This is a genomic window from Peribacillus sp. NPDC056705, from assembly GCF_043656335.1.
Genome location: NZ_JBHTYI010000038.1, coordinates 1 through 16,183 on the forward strand (window position 1 = coordinate 1; position 16,183 = coordinate 16,183).

Below are 16,183 nucleotides of genomic sequence, written 5' to 3' on the forward strand. Positions count from 1 at the left end.
AATAATAAGAGAAAAACCCAATGCTGTCAATATTTACAAATATTGGATAGGAAGTAATTCAGCTAATAGAAGAAAACTTCCCCCCAAAAACAAAATGCCTGGGGGTTCTTTCCTTTTATATTTTTCAGTTCTTTTGGGATATGATTCCATTTACTCTTGGGCACCTCAACTATAATTCCTAAAGTAATAAGTTAAATTAACTCATATTTTCTTCAACTTTTGCACCTGTTAGTGGAACAAGGTACTTACATTTAATCATCATTAAGGATTATTGTAGAGTTGACACAAACTGTGCAACAAAAAAAGGAACCAAAAGGTTCCTAATCATTACTTGTTATCCTTTATTTGATGTTTTTTAGGATTGTCTACTTTGAAAGTAGTTTCGGTTTCATGATCTTTATTGATTTGTTCCATACTTGAATTTTGAATTTCCTTCTTTGTCATTGATGCTTTGCTGGTGTTCGTGCTGGTGTTGGTGCTTTTGCTCGTGTTGATGTTTTTGCTGGTGCTTTTGCTCGTGTTGGTGCTTTCGCTTTCAGAGTTATTCACCACCTTATTTAATATTCTAATTATTTTGCCTAACAATTCTAGAACCATTCATAAAAAATAAGATGACAATTTCCAATAATTAATTCAAACAAATATTAATGAACAGTCCGAATACACTGTGCTTGTTGAACTATCCTGCTGCCCCTTTACTTCATTACCAGGAGCTGCTGATCAGCTCCTGAACAATTTAATGGTATTGAAACCAAACAAACCATCCTTTTTCCTTACTTTTGGCTAAAAATATTTGACCTTGGGCTAAGTTAGCTCCAGGGGCTTTGGGGAAATCTAAACGTACAAGCCATGATTCTTCAGCAATTTCTTTGCCACAAAAGGTCTTTGCCATTCCAAAATAGTCTTCTTCATCTTTATTGCCAACTGTTTCGGGAAAAGGTTTGGCAGTTACTACATCCCACTTAGTATATATGTCAGGAAAATCATCTATCCCAGTTCCATAAGTTTTTGGTATTAAAGTATTTAACGCTTTTATTACCTCTTTTTTATCCTTAATCGTTGTTTTCTCTAATTCACTTAACACAGGACATTCTTTAGGTTGTGCGTATCCTTGAATTGAACAAAAAAACAACATAGGAATGGTAATAATCAATATATATAGCTTTTTCATAAAACTCACCTCAAAAGTTATCTTTCCTAATTTTTTTTAAAATAGTCCAGTTTTTGAGGTGTAATAGCTCAATTGTTCTTCAACTAACCCCCGTTAGTTGCATAAAGAAAGAGCTGCCTTAAAGACAGCTCTGATCTCCGGCTAGCGTTCAACAAATAATCCACACTTAAATCCACTCTTTTCCATGTTCACGAATGAATGTAATATCGTTTTGATAATGTTCAAGATGCCCTTCATCTATCATCATTTGAAAGGCAATGTCACCTTCACTGGCTTTTCTTGTAATGGTTTTACATAACCCTTCCAATCGCAGCAATACCATTTCCAAATAATCTTCTTCTATTTCCTCACCGTAAGATTCAAAAAACAATCTAACTCTTTGTTTTATACGGTTAGCGTGCTGTAATGAATTATATTTAACTTTCTCACCAGTTTCAGAAAGATTAAATCTACTTAAGGGGACAACCGTATAAAGAGTGTACGCTATGTCCCAAAGTTTTGGACCAGGTCCAGCGACATCGAAATCAATAATACCTATTGGTCTTTCATGTTTAAAAATAATGTTGTATACCGCAAAATCATTATGGCATAGTACCTCAAATTGTTGGGGGGTGTTATCTATCGATTGCCAGCTATCATCAAATGAAAAATCGCTGACAGAATCATGATAAAGCCAGAGCATTTTCGCTATTTCCATTAAGACATCATCAGACCGCATGTATTCTTTTAAAGGATAATTACCAGCTTCTCCTTCAATAAATGATAATACCTCTCTTCCTTTATCATCAATACCTAAAAACTTTGGAGCATAGCTGAAGCCTTTGTTCTCCAAATGCTTTAATAGCTTATGAACTCTAGGACTATCTGGCTTTAATTCTCGTCGCACAGTATCTTCCGAACGATAAACGTTAGAGACATTCCCTCCTGTCAGCATTTCTTCGTTTTCATGGTTTGACATCTAAATATCCCCCTAAATATGAATTTCCTTAACCCGTAAATTAAATCCTATTTGTTAAACTAACCTGCCCCATTTGTTGCATAAGAAAAGGAGCCGCTGATCAGCTCCTGGTAATGAAGTGAAGGACTGTTAGCTGAAGAACAACTACTATAAATACCTTTCTTCAGGGATCAAAAAATCCAGCTAAAGAGAGTGTAGATTCCGATTAATGTAAAGAAGATGATTAATATTAATATCGTGATACACCCAATAGGAAATAACTTATCCCCCAATGTCTCATCATGTTCTTCCGTCAACTTTTCTTTAACTTTATTTTGTATAGGAGAACCTGCCTCATCTTGCAGTCCTTTTATAATTTCACTATCTCCTTTGAACTTTAGAACTCTGGCTATTCCAATAGGATCGTTACCCATGGATTTTTCGAACAGAATGCACGCATCCACCATTTCAGGTGTCTTATTCTTTTCTAGATACCAATAGCGACCGGCCATCGAGGGATATTTTAATGCAAAATAGATATCGCCTAACTTTTTGCGGAGTTCTAATTCATCTGGATAGGTGATAATTAACCCGTGTATTCTATCTCTTGCTTTGCCTAAATCATGATTTTTAATGTCCTCTTCTATCTTCTTTAAAGTTTTAACAGGTATTTTTTCTATGAATACTCCTCCTTCATCTATTTATTTATAGTTGAAATAATCCGAAACAAATTTTTCATTTATAACCCGCCCCTATACTTCCAGAAGAAAAAGGGGAAGTAATTGCTCTTCTATCCTAGAAACTGACTACACATCTCAATATTCTATTCCATCCACTTTTTGTAGAGGGCATCAAATTTTCCCTGTAGCTTCATTTCATCCATCCACATTTCCAAGTAGCTTGCATAAATGAAATCACCTCTCGGGATCATATAACCTTTTTCACTGTTTGTGAAAGGCTTGTCAGTTTGAGCCGCATACAGTCTGTAATCAGCTTTTGCATACAGCATTGCTTCTACTGTATCAGTGATCATGACATCATACGTACCTTCTGCAACAAGATGTGGGATATCAAGGTTGTTCTGTACAACGGTTACGTTAGCATTGCTTAGATACTGACGGACAAATTCCTCGTTTGTTCCGCCTGGATTTACGCCGATGCGTACAGAAGGCTTGTTGATATCCTCAATGGAAAGATACTTGTCTTTATCTTCTTTGCGAATTAATGGTACCTTACCGAATGAAAGGTAACCTTGGGATACATAAGCGCTTTTTTGTCTCGCTGTATTGCGAGTCACACCGCCCACAGCGATATCGAATTTGTCCGCTTCCAGGTCTTTCAACATCGCAGGCCATGTGGTGGCGACGAATTTCACCTTTACACCAAGATCTTTGCCAAGTTCTTTGGCAGCGTCCACGTCAAAGCCTTCATACTCATTTGTTTCCGGATTCAAATAGGTAAAAGGTTTGTAGTCGCCGGTCATTCCTACCCGAATGTATCCACGTTTGATTATTTCATCAAGCTGGGAAGCCTCGACTTTTTTCAAATGCCCTGGCGCCTTTTCTGATGCTGGTTCAGCCGAGACGTTTTGCGAGGAGATCAGATCGTGACCGACGTACCCTGTACCTAGCAAGAATAAGCTGATCATTCCAGCCATAAGTGTTTTTTTCCAATTGTTGAACATGTGATTTTACCTCCATTTTTTTATATTTTTAATTCATCTACCAATTATTAAAAATACAACAAAATAAATGAATCACCTTCAAAAACATACACTTTTTTATATTTAGGTTGAATTAGCGTAGCAGTTGATATGAACCATCCAATGAGGAACTTATTACTTTGCACAAATAATGAAACTATTTAATGATTTTTCATTTCCATTTGAAGTGTTCATCAATTCATAATAACTAGTTATCAACGGTTGCATCATGGAAGGAACTTTAATAAAATCTGCACGGATGCTATTGGCATAATTTTTTTCCCATTGACCGTCTTGTAATAAGGTTGCATCGACTGTATGGTGTTTTACCACTTCAAAATTTGCTTGCTGGAGTAGCTGGTGAATTTGAGTTTTATGAAACAAGTTTTGGATATTTCCTTCATTCTTTACGAAGTTTGAATACAATGCCAAAATGGAAACTGCACAAAAATGGGAACGTTGCGTAATGCAGGTAAAATCGAGGTCCCATTCTGCAAAACATATATGTTTTGCCAAACCACGAATTTTTTTAAAGTAATTCAATAAATCTTCCGGTTGCTTGAAATACCATGAACAATGGGATAATACCGCCACATCAAATGGCATAGTCGATTCAAAAAAATCAAAATCCATTTCAAAATGGAAGTCAATACGTTCTCCTAATAGAGATTTCTTAATACGTTCAGTTGCTTGACCTAAAGTTGACGGTGCCCCGTAATCGGGACTAGCGATATCTATTGCGACAACACATCCGTTTTCTCCTACCGCGTCGGCTAAAGCAACGGTTGTATCGCCCTGCCCGCAACCGATTTCTAATACGCGCATTCCTTTTTGAATCCCAAATGCTTTTACTAATTCCAAACGGTGCTGCAACTGAACTTGTTGTATCAAATCATCCTCAAATAATGGATATCTCGATAAAAAAGACATCGTTTTTTCATTTAGTTGAAATGACTTCATGTATCATTCACCCCACATTTATTGTGATTGGTTCATCAACAATGAAAAAGACTGCCTCAGCAATCTCCCTTATTGAAGTAAAGCATCTAAATTGTTTATCTGTTAACTAGTAGCATAAAGATTGAATCATACTTATAACATCGTCATGATCATTTATGATTACATCCAAGGAAAGGCCTTTAATTTGTGGTAACTGGTTGTTTTCAACTCCTCAGTTCCTGTTACGATGTCTACCAATATTATACTTTAAATAGACTATATCCGAACTATCCTGCCCTGTTTGCTTCATAAGAAAAGGAGCTGCCAAAGCAACTCCTGTTTAAAGTAATAGTATATTTCACGATTTGTTGGGGGGGGGAATTATCACCATTACCGGCGAGGAGGCTTGTCAGACAGTCGGCGGTAATGGTGCGGATTTCGGAATGGAATGATAATTGGATCATAAACGTTTCCTCCACTTCTTTATGCTTAGTAAAACCAAAAGAAGAGGCAAGTATAAAACAAGGAAGGACACGCTGTATGGATTGATCATTTTATTTAATATATGTAAGGATTCAAGATCGAAAAAGAATATATTGACGAGTAGTATGATCATGAACATTACCCATAAGGGATACTTTTGCTGGACGTTGAATAAGCGCTTGATCCCCCTGCTGGCAGCCCACAAAGGAAGGACCATGTTAGTTATAATAACAATGTTCCACCAAGAAACAGTTATGTATTCGAAACGTTGAATAAAGGGCAATTCAATGATACTGGTCAATGTGAGTGTTGGCCATAGGGTAAGGGCCAACTGTTTCTGTGAATAAAAGACTGTCGAAACAAAATAAAGTAATAGGAGCAATAACGTAGTGGACAAGGCTCCTCCATGGGCATACTTTTGTGATGCTTCAGGATTTTTGATGAACGGATAAAACATCAGGATCATTTCAAAACCAAGCATTGATAATGAAGTACTTCTGGTTCCTTTCATTATTTCGATTAACGTATGATCGAAAATAGGGAGAAAACTGATGAAATCAGCGTATTTAAAACCATATAGAGGTATAAATAAAAGCCAGAATGAAACAATTACACTTAAGAAGGCAATACCTGTAATGGTTCGGAACCCTCCCGTAATGATGTAATAAATCATGGCCAGGAAAACCAAAGCAAAGGCCCATGAGGGTACCTCTTTAAACATCCAAACATGAAGGACATTTATATAGCCGATTATGATCGTCATTCCTAGGACGAAAAAGTACAGAATGAATAAGAGACTAAAGAAATTCCCAACCCATTTACCCCATGCATGATTATTGGCAGAAATGATATCACCGGGAACAATACTGAAAATCTTATATATTAACCAAATTAAAATATGAACAATCAGTCCGGCTAGGATTATGGAGATCCAGCCATCCGTCCCCGTCGCCTTGGCTAAATCTCTTTGAAAGTTCAACACCCCTAATCCTGTTTGCATCGAATGCATTAAAAAATATACATAGAATGGCGATACCTTATACTTTTCATTCACACCAGCTTGGTTCATAATGTACCCTCATTTATATCACTCGTATTTCCTATGTTAATAATCTGGCTTTTACAGGAGTAATTTATTCAAAAAGGTACCCAAACGTTAAATAAAGTTCGAACCTCCCTCAATAAACTAATCACCATCTCACGACTGCTCTGGAATTCTTAGCATTTCAACAACAACGCCAACTGAAAGGAAGGTTACATTTCTATAATCTTTAACCTTCCCTTCTATCTAAAAAACTTAGGTATCCTTCCTCATTTTCAAGGATCCAAGGTTTTCAATATCTATCTTTATATTAAATAATAATAAATTGGCTTAATTCGAATTAGCGGAAGGATCTCCCCAATTGAAATCCGGAGCCACGTCAATTAAAGGACACTCCTTCACGAGGCCTGCTCTATAATGAGCCCTACACCGATAATCATCACTACCTGGTTACATGAAAGCACGACCACTGTAAAGATGTTTAAAATATTGGCCCATAGCACAATAATATTAGCAACGTATATCTGTCTTTATTCCACCAAAGGAGGAAGAACCATTTGAAGATTTCATCAATATCATTCAAAGGACCTCCAGTTTCCCATGAATTTCCTACCCTCTATGAAGGTTTAGGGCTGCCTGAGGTATCTTCGTTCATTCAGCAACGATTTGAATTTGCATATACCTTGGGGGAAGTGGAAAGAATCGGGTATGGCAGCATTCGCTTTTATAAACGGCAGAGGGATTTCGAAGTACATATATCTGATAAGTTGCCAGGAGTGGGGCCAATAAAGCTTCGGAAATTAAAGGGCCTGTTACTGGAGGAAACCATAACGGCTTTCATCGAAAATATTGAATTCGAACAAGAAAAGCGGAAGGTGTACTACGCCGAATTTCGTCGTACTGGGAAAGACGCTGAATAAGTGTGCTGTTCCACAAACCGACGGCCTGTTATGGAAAATCATTGTTATCTTGTTGGATTTGTTTTATTTATATAAAACAAGGCTGCCGCAGCAACCTCCAATCCGTTTTATCTATCATTATCTAAATCATCATCAAGAAAAGACCTTTTATCTGCTTTAACTCCATACTTTTTTTCAAGCAATTGACCAATATTTGAATTGTTAATTCCTTTTCTTACTGCCGTTTCAATAACTATATAGAGAATGAATAACCCAACCACAAAAAATATAATATCCTTCACTCAAACTCCCCCAATAACACGCCATTATTCCCTTTATTTTACCATAAAATCCAGAATTCCTTGTTGAAGTTCCCGTTTGATGCATAAAAAAAGGAGCTGCTGATCAGCTCCTTAAATGGTAATAATTGCACCTGGACCGCCTAACCGGTATAAACACTTTCACATGTTCCCGGTTTTGGTTCATAATAACAATGATTTTTAAATTGACCAGCAAAGGGTTGATCGTACCATGTTGGAGGACATGGAGCATATGGATTGAAATACCAAAGGGCATATTTCCCTGGGTGCTGTCTCCAATATTCCAGATTCTGTTTTGCTAATCTTTTTTCAGCCGTTCTCGCTCTTTGATAGAATACATTGCCTTTTTGAACAGCTTCAAAAGAATAATTTCCTCCTTGTACATGATAAATGACTTGTGGAATGGTTCTTAAATCTTTAAAGTCTATACAATTTGCTACAAGTCGATTAACAATTACATTTCCAACATATAACATCCCTTGCAGTCCTTCACCTTCGGCTTCAGCTCTCATCATCCTTGCCATTAAGTCAATGTCCGAACTTCGGTAACTTACTCTTGCCATTTTTTCACCCCAAAAATATCGTATGAAAAAAAGCCTGCATTAATGCCATGGTTCATGAAATAAGCATGCTTAGATTTTTATAACTTTCCGCTTTTAAACAAGACGAAAACTTAAGGACAGCTTAATCACACAAAAATTGTACCGGCAGAGGAAATCAATAACAACACATAATTAACAGAAATCCCTTGTCGCGCTTAGCGAAAAATTTGCAGCAATTTTAATGTAGCGTCCTCAAAGAATGTAATAGTTACTCCCAACAAAAAGAAGATTTTTGCTGGGAGTTTTTTGTATGCATAAAAATTTTTCAATTGACTTTTTGAGTAAAATAAAATAAAATTCAAAGTACTTCATTTTAAGTACTATAATTAGAGTACTCTAAATTAAGTATTATACTATTAAATCAAAAGGATGGATTCAACATATGAAATTTACTGCATTCTTAAAAACAAGAGGTGCATCTGCGGCAATCTTTATGGGAATTTTCTATGCAATTGCCATGCTTGGCATCTTCTTGCCTGGGTATACAGCCATTCCAGGAAACGTCGATAAATTACCGATCGCCATCATCAATGATGATGGCGGGGAAAATGGGGCGATGATTGCCGATCAGTTAAAAGAAAATTTACCCTTTAAAGAAATCAAGACGGATATAACCAATAAACAAGCCTTAAAAGATTTAGAGAAAAATGACTTAGCATTAGTCGTACACATCCCGAAAACCTTCTCTGCGAATATGCAAAAAGGTGAAGCATCATCAAGCATTGACTTTACAATCAATGAGGCAGGGGCAACAGCCGTTTCTTCTACCATGAATTCTGTCGTTACTGAAATTAACAATCAGTTAAGCACACAATTCTCACAGCAAACGGCCAAGGGCGTATTGATGAACTTTAATGTACCCGAAAAGCAAGCCGCTGAATTAGCGGAAAAGATTGAGAAATCCTATGTAGGAAATGTGGTTACAATTAACGAGATTCCAGATGGCATGAATAACAATATGCTGCCTATGTTCTTGACAATGGCCGGTTATGTCGGGGCGATGATCGGTGCGATGCAAATAGTGGGTGCATTTAGAGCCAGCCGTGGGAAAGCTAGTAAAACACGTTTATTCATGTATGTGCAATTAACAGCGTTATTGATTGCAGTGGTTTCATCACTCATCGCTGTAGGTGTAGCGTATTTAATTGACAAGCCAAGCGGTGACCTATTCTTCGGTATAGTAGGTCAACAAATACTGAACTATATGGTTTGTTTTAACTTCACCGCGATTTTAATCTTCTTATTGGGTGAAGGCGGAATGATTTTAAACTTACCGATTTTATTAATACAAACAATAGCAAATGGTGCCACCATCTCACGTGATATGATGCATTTACCATATGAATGGATGAGCCACATTTCCCCGATGTATTACTCGGTGCAAGCTTACTTTGCAAACCTATATGGCAGCATCAGTCCAAGTCCGTATATTTGGTCAATGGCTGCGGTTGGTGCCGCTGCGATGGCAATTAATATGGCGATCGTAGCGTTTATACAAAAACCGATGCCAGGAGAGGCTTCTGAAACAGAAGCCGAAAAGAAAGCGGCTGAAATCACAGCTTAAGTTTTGCTACAATAAGGAGATGATACTTCTTAAAGGAGCGTAGAAAATGTCCATTCAAATTTTTATATTGAGCAAGCTGATGGAAGATAAAAATTATCCTTATAAATTAAAAAAGCAGCTTTCAGAACCCATTCCGTTGGATCGCCTAGGCGGGTTAACGGAAAGTAAACTATACTACCATTTTGAATCATTGGTAAAAAAAGGTTTAGTTGAACCAGTTGAAGTGATAAAAGAAGAACATCGGCCTGATAAACAAGTATATGCGATTACCGATAAGGGTCGCGAAGAACTACCAAAGAAAATCTATAAATTATTTGAAAGTGCGGATGAAATTAAGGATATGATTGTTGGTTTAGCCAACATCAAGTATGTAGATCGGGATAAAGTAGTAGATATATTAGAAAAAAAAGTAAAGTCCATCAAGGCACTTTGGGAGCATCTTGGGAATTTCGAGCCAGAACCTAAAGGCAACGAGAATATTCGTGAATTTTTGGATGGCTATTTTTCAACCAGAACAGATCACACAATATATTGGTTCGAAGAGTTAATTAGAAGGATCAAGCTAAAGGAATTGTAAATTTCCCTTTTGGTGGACATACGTACAGATAGCTGTACTGCAACGAATGTAGCGAAATTAGCCCAATCATATAAACAATAATAAAAAGCTATGTGAAAACTTATATTCACATAGCTTTTATTTCATATTTTAAATAAAAAAACTTGCTTGGAATGAGCAAGTAACCACCAGTTTGTAGACAAAAGGCGTTCAATCTGAGGGAAAAGCGTGTCCCATAGTTGTAAAAAAAGGCAAAATAAAAGTAAAGCCACCCATTCTTGTTACACTGACCTGCCCCTTTAGCTCTCCATAAGAAAAAGAGCTGTAAAAGCAACTCCCTGGAAAGATTTATTTAATAACATTAACTGCGTAAAATGCAGGTGCAACTAACCCGAAAAGGATCCCAAGTAGCTCATCTTTACCAGAGGCGCTAATGCCGTTTCCCATAATCAATAATTTACCTAATCGCTACACCGGTACAACAACTTTTTTAATTGGTAAAAGCTCCTTAAGTACAAATGGTGAGAGAACCATGACAAACACCGGCTCAAAGTGTTGTATGATCGTATTATGTGCAATTAAAGAAGCTACACATTCCAATTAATTTATGTTCTTGAACTAACCTGATTTCTTGTATCCCTAGCTACCTGGAAATCAATAGCATTTCTGCCCCCTTACTCCACGAGATCTGGGATTTCATTTATCATTTTCCCTGTTTCTTTTTCCTTCAAAATATATGAATGCCGAAAGAACAATGATTGCAATTAACACAATGTCAGTTAACCAAGATAAATCCATATCCGTGATAAACTTAACCATACTTATTATAGGAAGCCCCAATAAGAAAATTAGTAAGAAAACATCTTTTTTACTTTGTTTCCGTTTTTCAAAGAACAATCCCATTATAAAATACCACCTTAATTTTTCCATTCTAAAGTCCGCCGTCTAAACCGTCAATCTTTATCCCTCTGCTCCAATCACGGGTGACTTTTAATTCATTATCGATGATGGTTATCGTGAGCTCTCCTTCTTTCTTATAAATCTTGGATGAATTCTCGTCATAAACCTTAAATACCGTTGTGTATGTGTAATCCACTGTGCCATCTTCATTTATACTTTGTTCTTCAAGCTTCACACTTTGCACTTCGATGCTTTTCTTGATTTCTTTGGCCACCAGGGCAGGCATTGAATAAAAACGGTTAAGAATTTGGGCATTATATTCATCTTCTGATAAATATCCTTTAATATTTTCTGCAATTTCATCAAAGGTTGGAGGATTGGCCGGATCTTTAATAGCATATCGTGCAGTATAATAGCCTTTAAATAACTTTTCTGCCTCTCCCAATTTGACCGCCTTTCCCTCTTTAACAGGGCTCCTCCCTATCATTTCACCGTTTTCCTTGACCACTTCCTTGTTACATGCACCTGCACTGAAAAATACTGCAATTAACAACAAAAGGCTAAGAATTTTTTGAATGTCAGCTCCCTCATTTCCTTTTACCATTCATTTGTTCAAAAATGAATTTCATTAGTATGACCAGCCTTTAAATGTTCAAAATAATGTTAGGGCGGACCACTGATCATCAGGGGAAATAATAAAAAACAAAAAATATATTGAAATATTAATTTAATTTAGATATAATACGATACGGTCTTGAAATTAGTCCGTGTATAATTTTTAGAAAATTTAATAATTTTCTAAAATAGCAAATTTTGGTTTTTTCGGAGGGTTTATTTTGTCTAATAAGGTACCATTTTCATTTATAGTAGTGATTGGGTTAATGTTATTTGCCCTTTTCTTCGGTGCAGGTAATTTAATTTTCCCGCCAATGCTTGGTCAATCAGCAGGTACGAATATCTGGTCAGCTAATGCAGGGTTTTTGGTCACAGGAGTAGGATTACCGTTACTTGGTGTGCTGGCACTCGGTTTTTCTGGAAAAGATGACTTACAATCATTAGCGAGCCGCGTCCATCCAGTCTTTGGTATTGTATTCACAACTGTTCTTTATTTAGCCATTGGTCCATTATTCGCTATGCCTAGAACAGGAAACGTTTCTTTTGAGATCGGTGTAAAACCTTTTTTACCTGAAGAGTCAGGTCCACTGCCTTTACTTATTTTCACCGTCATCTTTTTCACGGTTTCGTGTCTTCTTTCGCTCAATCCCGCGAAAATTGTCGAAATTGTGGGGAAAGTTTTGACACCCATCAAGTTAACATTCATTGGAATCCTGGTGGTAGTCGCTTTCGTTAATCCAATTGGAGATTTCCAAGCACCTGCCGAGCACTATATGGTTCAACCATTTTTCAATGGGTTTAGAGAAGGATATTTAACGATGGATACTCTTGCATCTTTTGTTTTTGGCATCATCATCATTAATGCCATTAAAGAAAAGGGTGCTAAAACAAAGAAACAAATAATGATCGTTTGTGGAAAAGCGACTGCGATTGCGGCCGTTATCCTAGCTACCATTTACACAGCTCTTTCTTACATGGGTGCTTCAAGCGTCGAGAAACTTGGACGCTTGGATAATGGAGGCGTTGTTTTGGCAAAAGTCTCGGATTATTACTTTGGAGCATATGGCGGGCTATTATTAGGATTAATGATCACTGTAGCTTGTATAACGACAAGTGTAGGACTCATTACATCCTGCTCGACGTACTTCCATAAGCTATTTCCAAATCTGCCTTACAAAACAATTGCCATAAGTTTATCCATATTCAGTGCAATAATTGCCAATATTGGACTAACCCAGTTAATTGCCATATCCGTCCCGGTAATGACAGCCATTTATCCATTAGCCATTGTTTTGATCTTCTTAACTTTTCTTCATCCTTTATTTAAAGGTAGACCTGAAGTATATCAAGGCAGCTTACTTTTAACATTCATCGTCAGTTTATTTGATGGATTAAATGGAGCAGGTGTACACATTTCATTCATCAATGATTTCTTCACCGCAATACTTCCTATGTATGAGGCAGGACTAGGATGGATCATCCCTGCCATTGTTGGAGGAGTCATTGGGTATGCCAGCAGCGTCTTGCGTTCGAAATTCGGTCATAATCACCAAATACATTAAATGATATAAAACCGGTCCAGGCATATTGACTGTAGACAAATTCGAAGAAAAGCGAGTTTGTCTACAGTTTTTTTCTTTGCAAAACGTTTCAGTGGGTTTCCCCATTCCGCAGACTGTCTGCCAAGCCTTCTCTTCGCAAGCCAGTTATTCGGCAAGAGTCATTCATTCCGTAATTTCCTCAGTAATTGAAAGATCTGCCCCCTATGATGTGCTTCATGTTCAATCAAATGGTAAACGACCCATTCAGGTGTGACGTCATATTGTTCAAGCACCCTCGGTTTACGCCAATCCGTTAGGTCCATTGTACGAAAGTTTGAAAAAAATACTTCACGTACCTTATTGAGGCGGTAGATATGTTCTTCCAATGCTTGTCCTTCAATGTGGCTTAGGGAGTCATCTTCAGTACGGCATCCAAATGCAAACAATGCGCGTATTTCCGAATCCCATTCCGTAACAAGGACCTCCTCGTATAACCAATCCGCCTCTATCAGCGCTATGTGATATAACAGCGAGCCAATCGTTTGCCTTTCATCGATTTTCGAATCTAGTGAGTTTTGGCTGATTCCAGTCAATTCCGAAATGAGCGTACGGCGAACATCTTCTAAACACCATAACCACCGCCCAATTTCCTCTTCATATCCCGGTAATGCAGATACCAGTAATGCTCTTCTCTCCATCATGATCATCCTCCTCTTCATGAACGTACATTCTATTTAAACGTGTTGTTTCCTTCTTTTAAATGGAAAAATTATCTTTTAATGCAGAACAAAAAGGGCAATCTTTTAGATTGCCCTTTCGCTTGTTCCTGATTGTTTCGTTTATGTCATCGATATCGTAGATCGAAATTAACCCCCCAAAAAGAGATTGGCTCTCATCTCCTCTGTTATACGCCTGCTTTGTAGATAATCCTGTTCCCGTTCTTGTTCAACCATCATGCGTTGCTCCAATTTTTGAGCATATTGTGCATAGCCGATTCCATGAGCCTGAAACATCGCTTTTTCCATTGCCGACGTGTACGTTAATTCGAGAAAATTAATGAAGAATCAATCCTTCCCATAGTAAATTTCGTACTCATCTTATCATGGTTAGTGATAACTCACAAAGTTGCTATAGCTCGATATTCACTGATAATTCAGAATTTTAAACAGTTGTTTCTATCTCCGTGTACAGAAACGCCAAATCCCTCCATCTTCCTCTAATTTCCTTTTTTCATTCACAAAATGACCATGTTGAAACAAATTAAAAGTCCCATTAACAACAGGTTTGTTAATGGGACTGAATGTTTATTTATATGAACCGAAAATTTCCTTGGCCAATCTACGCCCAGTAGGGGTCGCAGCCAGGCCGCCCTCTGCCGTTTCGCGAAGTGCAACCGGCATGGTCAATCCTATTTTATACATGGCATCGATCACTTCGTCACATGGAATGCGGCTCGTAATGCCTGCAAGCGCCATATCAGCTGCCGTTATTGCGTTGGATGCCCCCATTGCGTTACGTTTCACGCAAGGAACTTCAACCAATCCAGCCACTGGATCACAAACCAGTCCAAGCATATTTTTCAATGTGATCGCCATCGCTTCTGCGGCTTGGCTTGGCGTACCGCCGGCCATTTCTACTATCGCAGCTGCGGCCATACCACTTGCCGAGCCCACTTCTGCTTGGCAGCCACCTGCCGCTCCAGAAATGGAAGCATTGTTTGCCACCACGAAACCGAAGGCAGCGGAAGTGAAAAGAAATTCAATCATCTCTGCCCGGGTCGGGTTTAATTTTTCTTTCACGGCAAATAATGTACCGGGAACAACGCCTGCCGAACCTGCAGTCGGAGTGGCACAAATCATTCCCATTGCTGCATTCACTTCGTTCGTCGCAACAGCTTTACTGACGGCATCCAATAATAAATCACCTGCGAGCGCCTTGCCCGACTTGATATAATTTTGCAATAGAACGGCATCCCCGCCCGTTAGGCCTGTAACGGATTGCACACCTTTCAGTCCTCTTTCCACCGCTTGTTCCATCACTGTCAAATTCCTGTCCATCTTTTCAATGATCTGCTCTCTCGAAAGGCTTGAGAACTCCATTTCTTGTAAAATCATGATTTCCGCGATTTTTACATGTTTACTTTCAGCAAGTTCAACCAACTCTGCTACATTTCGGAACATGTTTTTACCTCCATATCTATGCCAACACTTTTAATGATGATCATTCAACCATTCTTATGACTTGCGACACGTTTTCCAATCCTTGAATTTCCTTCATGACATCGCCCTTGATTTTCTGATCGACTTCAATCACCATGAGGGCCATTTGACCTTTTTCTTTTCGTGAAACTTCCATATGTCCAATGTTAATTTCATGGTTTGCCAATACGGTCGAAACGGAAGATATGATTCCAAATACATCGTTATGCACGACTAAAATGGCTGGGTTTTCACCCGACAATTTAAGCTTGAAAGTATTCAATTCCGTTATTTCTATCGTTCCGCCGCCAATCGAGATCCCAACTAGTTCCAATTCTTTATCTTCGTCGAACAGTCTGATCTTGACTGTATTAGGATGATCCATCACAGTATCCTCGATTGTAAAGGTAACTTCCATGCCAGCTTCTTCCGCTATCGTTAAAGAGGCAGGGATTCGTTCATCATCCGTATCGAAATCCAATATCCCGCCTACGACAGCGACATCCGTACCGTGTCCCCTGTATGTTTTTGCAAAAGAACCATATAAAGAAATAATGGCTTTCTTCGGTTGCTTTCCGAATAATGTCCTTGCTACTCTGCCAATTCTGGCAGCTCCTGCTGTATGTGAGCTTGAAGGTCCAATCATGACGGGACCGATTATATCGAATGCAGATCTGTATTTCATCGTGTAATGCCCCATTTCTGGCAATAATT

At 38.1% G+C, this 16,183-nt stretch carries 19 protein-coding genes; 4 read left to right on the forward strand and 15 right to left on the reverse strand.

From position 1 onward, the window contains the following. Positions 1 to 327 precede the first annotated feature (327 nt). The 7 genes from ACFRAK_RS24565 to ACFRAK_RS24595 form a co-directional block, all read right to left on the reverse strand. Complete coding sequence (locus tag ACFRAK_RS24565; RefSeq protein ID WP_260285266.1) at positions 328 to 444, reverse strand: biofilm-forming protein; 117 nt, start codon at positions 442 to 444, stop codon at positions 328 to 330. A gap of 292 nt (positions 445 to 736) precedes the next feature. Beyond that, complete coding sequence (locus tag ACFRAK_RS24570; RefSeq protein WP_394572690.1) at positions 737 to 1,171, reverse strand: hypothetical protein; 435 nt, start codon at positions 1,169 to 1,171, stop codon at positions 737 to 739. Between the two features lie 166 nt (positions 1,172 to 1,337). Further along, positions 1,338 to 2,129 carry a phosphotransferase gene (locus ACFRAK_RS24575; protein ID WP_394572691.1) on the reverse strand — a complete coding sequence of 264 codons (792 nt, stop codon included), beginning with the start codon at positions 2,127 to 2,129 and terminating at the stop codon, positions 1,338 to 1,340. Between the two features lie 170 nt (positions 2,130 to 2,299). Further along, a complete protein-coding gene (locus tag ACFRAK_RS24580; RefSeq protein WP_394572710.1) occupies positions 2,300 to 2,788 on the reverse strand; it encodes a DUF6584 family protein in 489 nt (162 codons plus the stop codon). A gap of 143 nt (positions 2,789 to 2,931) precedes the next feature. Continuing rightward, positions 2,932 to 3,792 (reverse strand): transporter substrate-binding domain-containing protein, encoded by an 861-nt coding sequence (locus tag ACFRAK_RS24585; protein ID WP_387602796.1) that lies wholly within the window; start codon positions 3,790 to 3,792, stop codon positions 2,932 to 2,934. A gap of 153 nt (positions 3,793 to 3,945) precedes the next feature. Continuing rightward, complete coding sequence (locus ACFRAK_RS24590) at positions 3,946 to 4,770, reverse strand: SAM-dependent methyltransferase (protein ID WP_394572692.1); 825 nt, start codon at positions 4,768 to 4,770, stop codon at positions 3,946 to 3,948. A 439-nt stretch (positions 4,771 to 5,209) separates the two neighbouring features. After that, complete coding sequence (locus tag ACFRAK_RS24595) at positions 5,210 to 6,301, reverse strand: GerAB/ArcD/ProY family transporter (RefSeq protein WP_387706965.1); 1,092 nt, start codon at positions 6,299 to 6,301, stop codon at positions 5,210 to 5,212. 530 nt (positions 6,302 to 6,831) lie between these two features. Between ACFRAK_RS24595 and ACFRAK_RS24600 the strand changes: the two genes are divergently transcribed. Beyond that, positions 6,832 to 7,194 carry a hypothetical protein gene (locus ACFRAK_RS24600; RefSeq protein WP_394572693.1) on the forward strand — a complete coding sequence of 121 codons (363 nt, stop codon included), beginning with the start codon at positions 6,832 to 6,834 and terminating at the stop codon, positions 7,192 to 7,194. A gap of 107 nt (positions 7,195 to 7,301) precedes the next feature. Here the strand turns inward: ACFRAK_RS24600 and ACFRAK_RS24605 are convergent, their stop codons facing one another. Next, positions 7,302 to 7,475 carry a hypothetical protein gene (locus tag ACFRAK_RS24605; RefSeq protein ID WP_387602807.1) on the reverse strand — a complete coding sequence of 58 codons (174 nt, stop codon included), beginning with the start codon at positions 7,473 to 7,475 and terminating at the stop codon, positions 7,302 to 7,304. 140 nt (positions 7,476 to 7,615) lie between these two features. Continuing rightward, positions 7,616 to 8,056, reverse strand: coding sequence for a cell wall hydrolase (locus ACFRAK_RS24610; RefSeq protein WP_387602810.1), 441 nt, complete (start codon positions 8,054 to 8,056; stop codon positions 7,616 to 7,618). 421 nt (positions 8,057 to 8,477) lie between these two features. Between ACFRAK_RS24610 and ACFRAK_RS24615 the strand changes: the two genes are divergently transcribed. Together ACFRAK_RS24615 and ACFRAK_RS24620 are read left to right on the forward strand one after the other, a co-directional pair. Continuing rightward, positions 8,478 to 9,659 (forward strand): YhgE/Pip domain-containing protein, encoded by a 1,182-nt coding sequence (locus ACFRAK_RS24615; protein ID WP_394572694.1) that lies wholly within the window; start codon positions 8,478 to 8,480, stop codon positions 9,657 to 9,659. A 46-nt stretch (positions 9,660 to 9,705) separates the two neighbouring features. Next, positions 9,706 to 10,236: a PadR family transcriptional regulator gene (locus ACFRAK_RS24620; RefSeq protein WP_394572695.1), complete on the forward strand. Its 531-nt coding sequence runs from the start codon at positions 9,706 to 9,708 to the stop codon at positions 10,234 to 10,236. A 675-nt stretch (positions 10,237 to 10,911) separates the two neighbouring features. Here the strand turns inward: ACFRAK_RS24620 and ACFRAK_RS24625 are convergent. Together ACFRAK_RS24625 and ACFRAK_RS24630 are read right to left on the reverse strand one after the other, a co-directional pair. Then, positions 10,912 to 11,145 carry a hypothetical protein gene (locus ACFRAK_RS24625; protein ID WP_394572696.1) on the reverse strand — a complete coding sequence of 78 codons (234 nt, stop codon included), beginning with the start codon at positions 11,143 to 11,145 and terminating at the stop codon, positions 10,912 to 10,914. A gap of 1 nt (position 11,146) precedes the next feature. Continuing rightward, the gene (locus ACFRAK_RS24630; RefSeq protein ID WP_387602819.1) at positions 11,147 to 11,719 is read right to left on the reverse strand and encodes a hypothetical protein; all 573 of its coding nucleotides are present in this window, start codon (positions 11,717 to 11,719) and stop codon (positions 11,147 to 11,149) included. Between the two features lie 232 nt (positions 11,720 to 11,951). Between ACFRAK_RS24630 and brnQ the strand changes: the two genes are divergently transcribed. Then, positions 11,952 to 13,292, forward strand: coding sequence for a branched-chain amino acid transport system II carrier protein (gene brnQ, locus ACFRAK_RS24635; protein ID WP_387602822.1), 1,341 nt, complete (start codon positions 11,952 to 11,954; stop codon positions 13,290 to 13,292). A 158-nt stretch (positions 13,293 to 13,450) separates the two neighbouring features. Here the strand turns inward: brnQ and ACFRAK_RS24640 are convergent, their stop codons facing one another. The 4 genes from ACFRAK_RS24640 to sdaAB all read right to left on the reverse strand — a co-directional run bounded on the left by ACFRAK_RS24640 (position 13,451) and on the right by sdaAB (position 16,154). After that, positions 13,451 to 13,972, reverse strand: coding sequence for a DinB family protein (locus ACFRAK_RS24640; RefSeq protein WP_394572697.1), 522 nt, complete (start codon positions 13,970 to 13,972; stop codon positions 13,451 to 13,453). Positions 13,973 to 14,137: 165 nt separating this feature from the next. Continuing rightward, positions 14,138 to 14,296, reverse strand: a complete 159-nt coding sequence (locus tag ACFRAK_RS29830; RefSeq protein WP_458599533.1) for a YuzK family famiily protein — start codon at positions 14,294 to 14,296, stop codon at positions 14,138 to 14,140. A gap of 279 nt (positions 14,297 to 14,575) precedes the next feature. Next, positions 14,576 to 15,451, reverse strand: coding sequence for an L-serine ammonia-lyase, iron-sulfur-dependent, subunit alpha (gene sdaAA / locus ACFRAK_RS24645; protein ID WP_394572698.1), 876 nt, complete (start codon positions 15,449 to 15,451; stop codon positions 14,576 to 14,578). Between the two features lie 40 nt (positions 15,452 to 15,491). After that, the gene (sdaAB, locus tag ACFRAK_RS24650) at positions 15,492 to 16,154 is read right to left on the reverse strand and encodes an L-serine ammonia-lyase, iron-sulfur-dependent subunit beta (protein WP_394572699.1); all 663 of its coding nucleotides are present in this window, start codon (positions 16,152 to 16,154) and stop codon (positions 15,492 to 15,494) included. Positions 16,155 to 16,183: the final 29 nt, after the last annotated feature.

What these genes read in the sequence shown, in the direction of transcription:
- ACFRAK_RS24585 (WP_387602796.1), bottom strand. Translation starts at nt 3,792, where the DNA reads ATGTTCAACAATTGGAAAAAAACACTTATGGCTGGAATGATCAGCTTA.
- sdaAA (WP_394572698.1), bottom strand. Translation starts at nt 15,451, where the DNA reads ATGTTCCGAAATGTAGCAGAGTTGGTTGAACTTGCTGAAAGTAAACAT.
- ACFRAK_RS24610 (WP_387602810.1), bottom strand. Translation starts at nt 8,056, where the DNA reads ATGGCAAGAGTAAGTTACCGAAGTTCGGACATTGACTTAATGGCAAGG.
- ACFRAK_RS24575 (WP_394572691.1), bottom strand. Translation starts at nt 2,129, where the DNA reads ATGTCAAACCATGAAAACGAAGAAATGCTGACAGGAGGGAATGTCTCT.
- ACFRAK_RS24640 (WP_394572697.1), bottom strand. Translation starts at nt 13,972, where the DNA reads ATGATGGAGAGAAGAGCATTACTGGTATCTGCATTACCGGGATATGAA.
- ACFRAK_RS24630 (WP_387602819.1), bottom strand. Translation starts at nt 11,719, where the DNA reads ATGGTAAAAGGAAATGAGGGAGCTGACATTCAAAAAATTCTTAGCCTT.
- ACFRAK_RS24590 (WP_394572692.1), bottom strand. Translation starts at nt 4,770, where the DNA reads ATGAAGTCATTTCAACTAAATGAAAAAACGATGTCTTTTTTATCGAGA.
- ACFRAK_RS24620 (WP_394572695.1), top strand. Translation starts at nt 9,706, where the DNA reads ATGTCCATTCAAATTTTTATATTGAGCAAGCTGATGGAAGATAAAAAT.
- ACFRAK_RS24625 (WP_394572696.1), bottom strand. Translation starts at nt 11,145, where the DNA reads ATGGAAAAATTAAGGTGGTATTTTATAATGGGATTGTTCTTTGAAAAA.
- ACFRAK_RS24565 (WP_260285266.1), bottom strand. Translation starts at nt 444, where the DNA reads ATGACAAAGAAGGAAATTCAAAATTCAAGTATGGAACAAATCAATAAA.
- ACFRAK_RS24595 (WP_387706965.1), bottom strand. Translation starts at nt 6,301, where the DNA reads ATGAACCAAGCTGGTGTGAATGAAAAGTATAAGGTATCGCCATTCTAT.
- ACFRAK_RS24615 (WP_394572694.1), top strand. Translation starts at nt 8,478, where the DNA reads ATGAAATTTACTGCATTCTTAAAAACAAGAGGTGCATCTGCGGCAATC.
- ACFRAK_RS24570 (WP_394572690.1), bottom strand. Translation starts at nt 1,171, where the DNA reads ATGAAAAAGCTATATATATTGATTATTACCATTCCTATGTTGTTTTTT.
- ACFRAK_RS29830 (WP_458599533.1), bottom strand. Translation starts at nt 14,296, where the DNA reads ATGGAAAAAGCGATGTTTCAGGCTCATGGAATCGGCTATGCACAATAT.
- sdaAB (WP_394572699.1), bottom strand. Translation starts at nt 16,154, where the DNA reads ATGAAATACAGATCTGCATTCGATATAATCGGTCCCGTCATGATTGGA.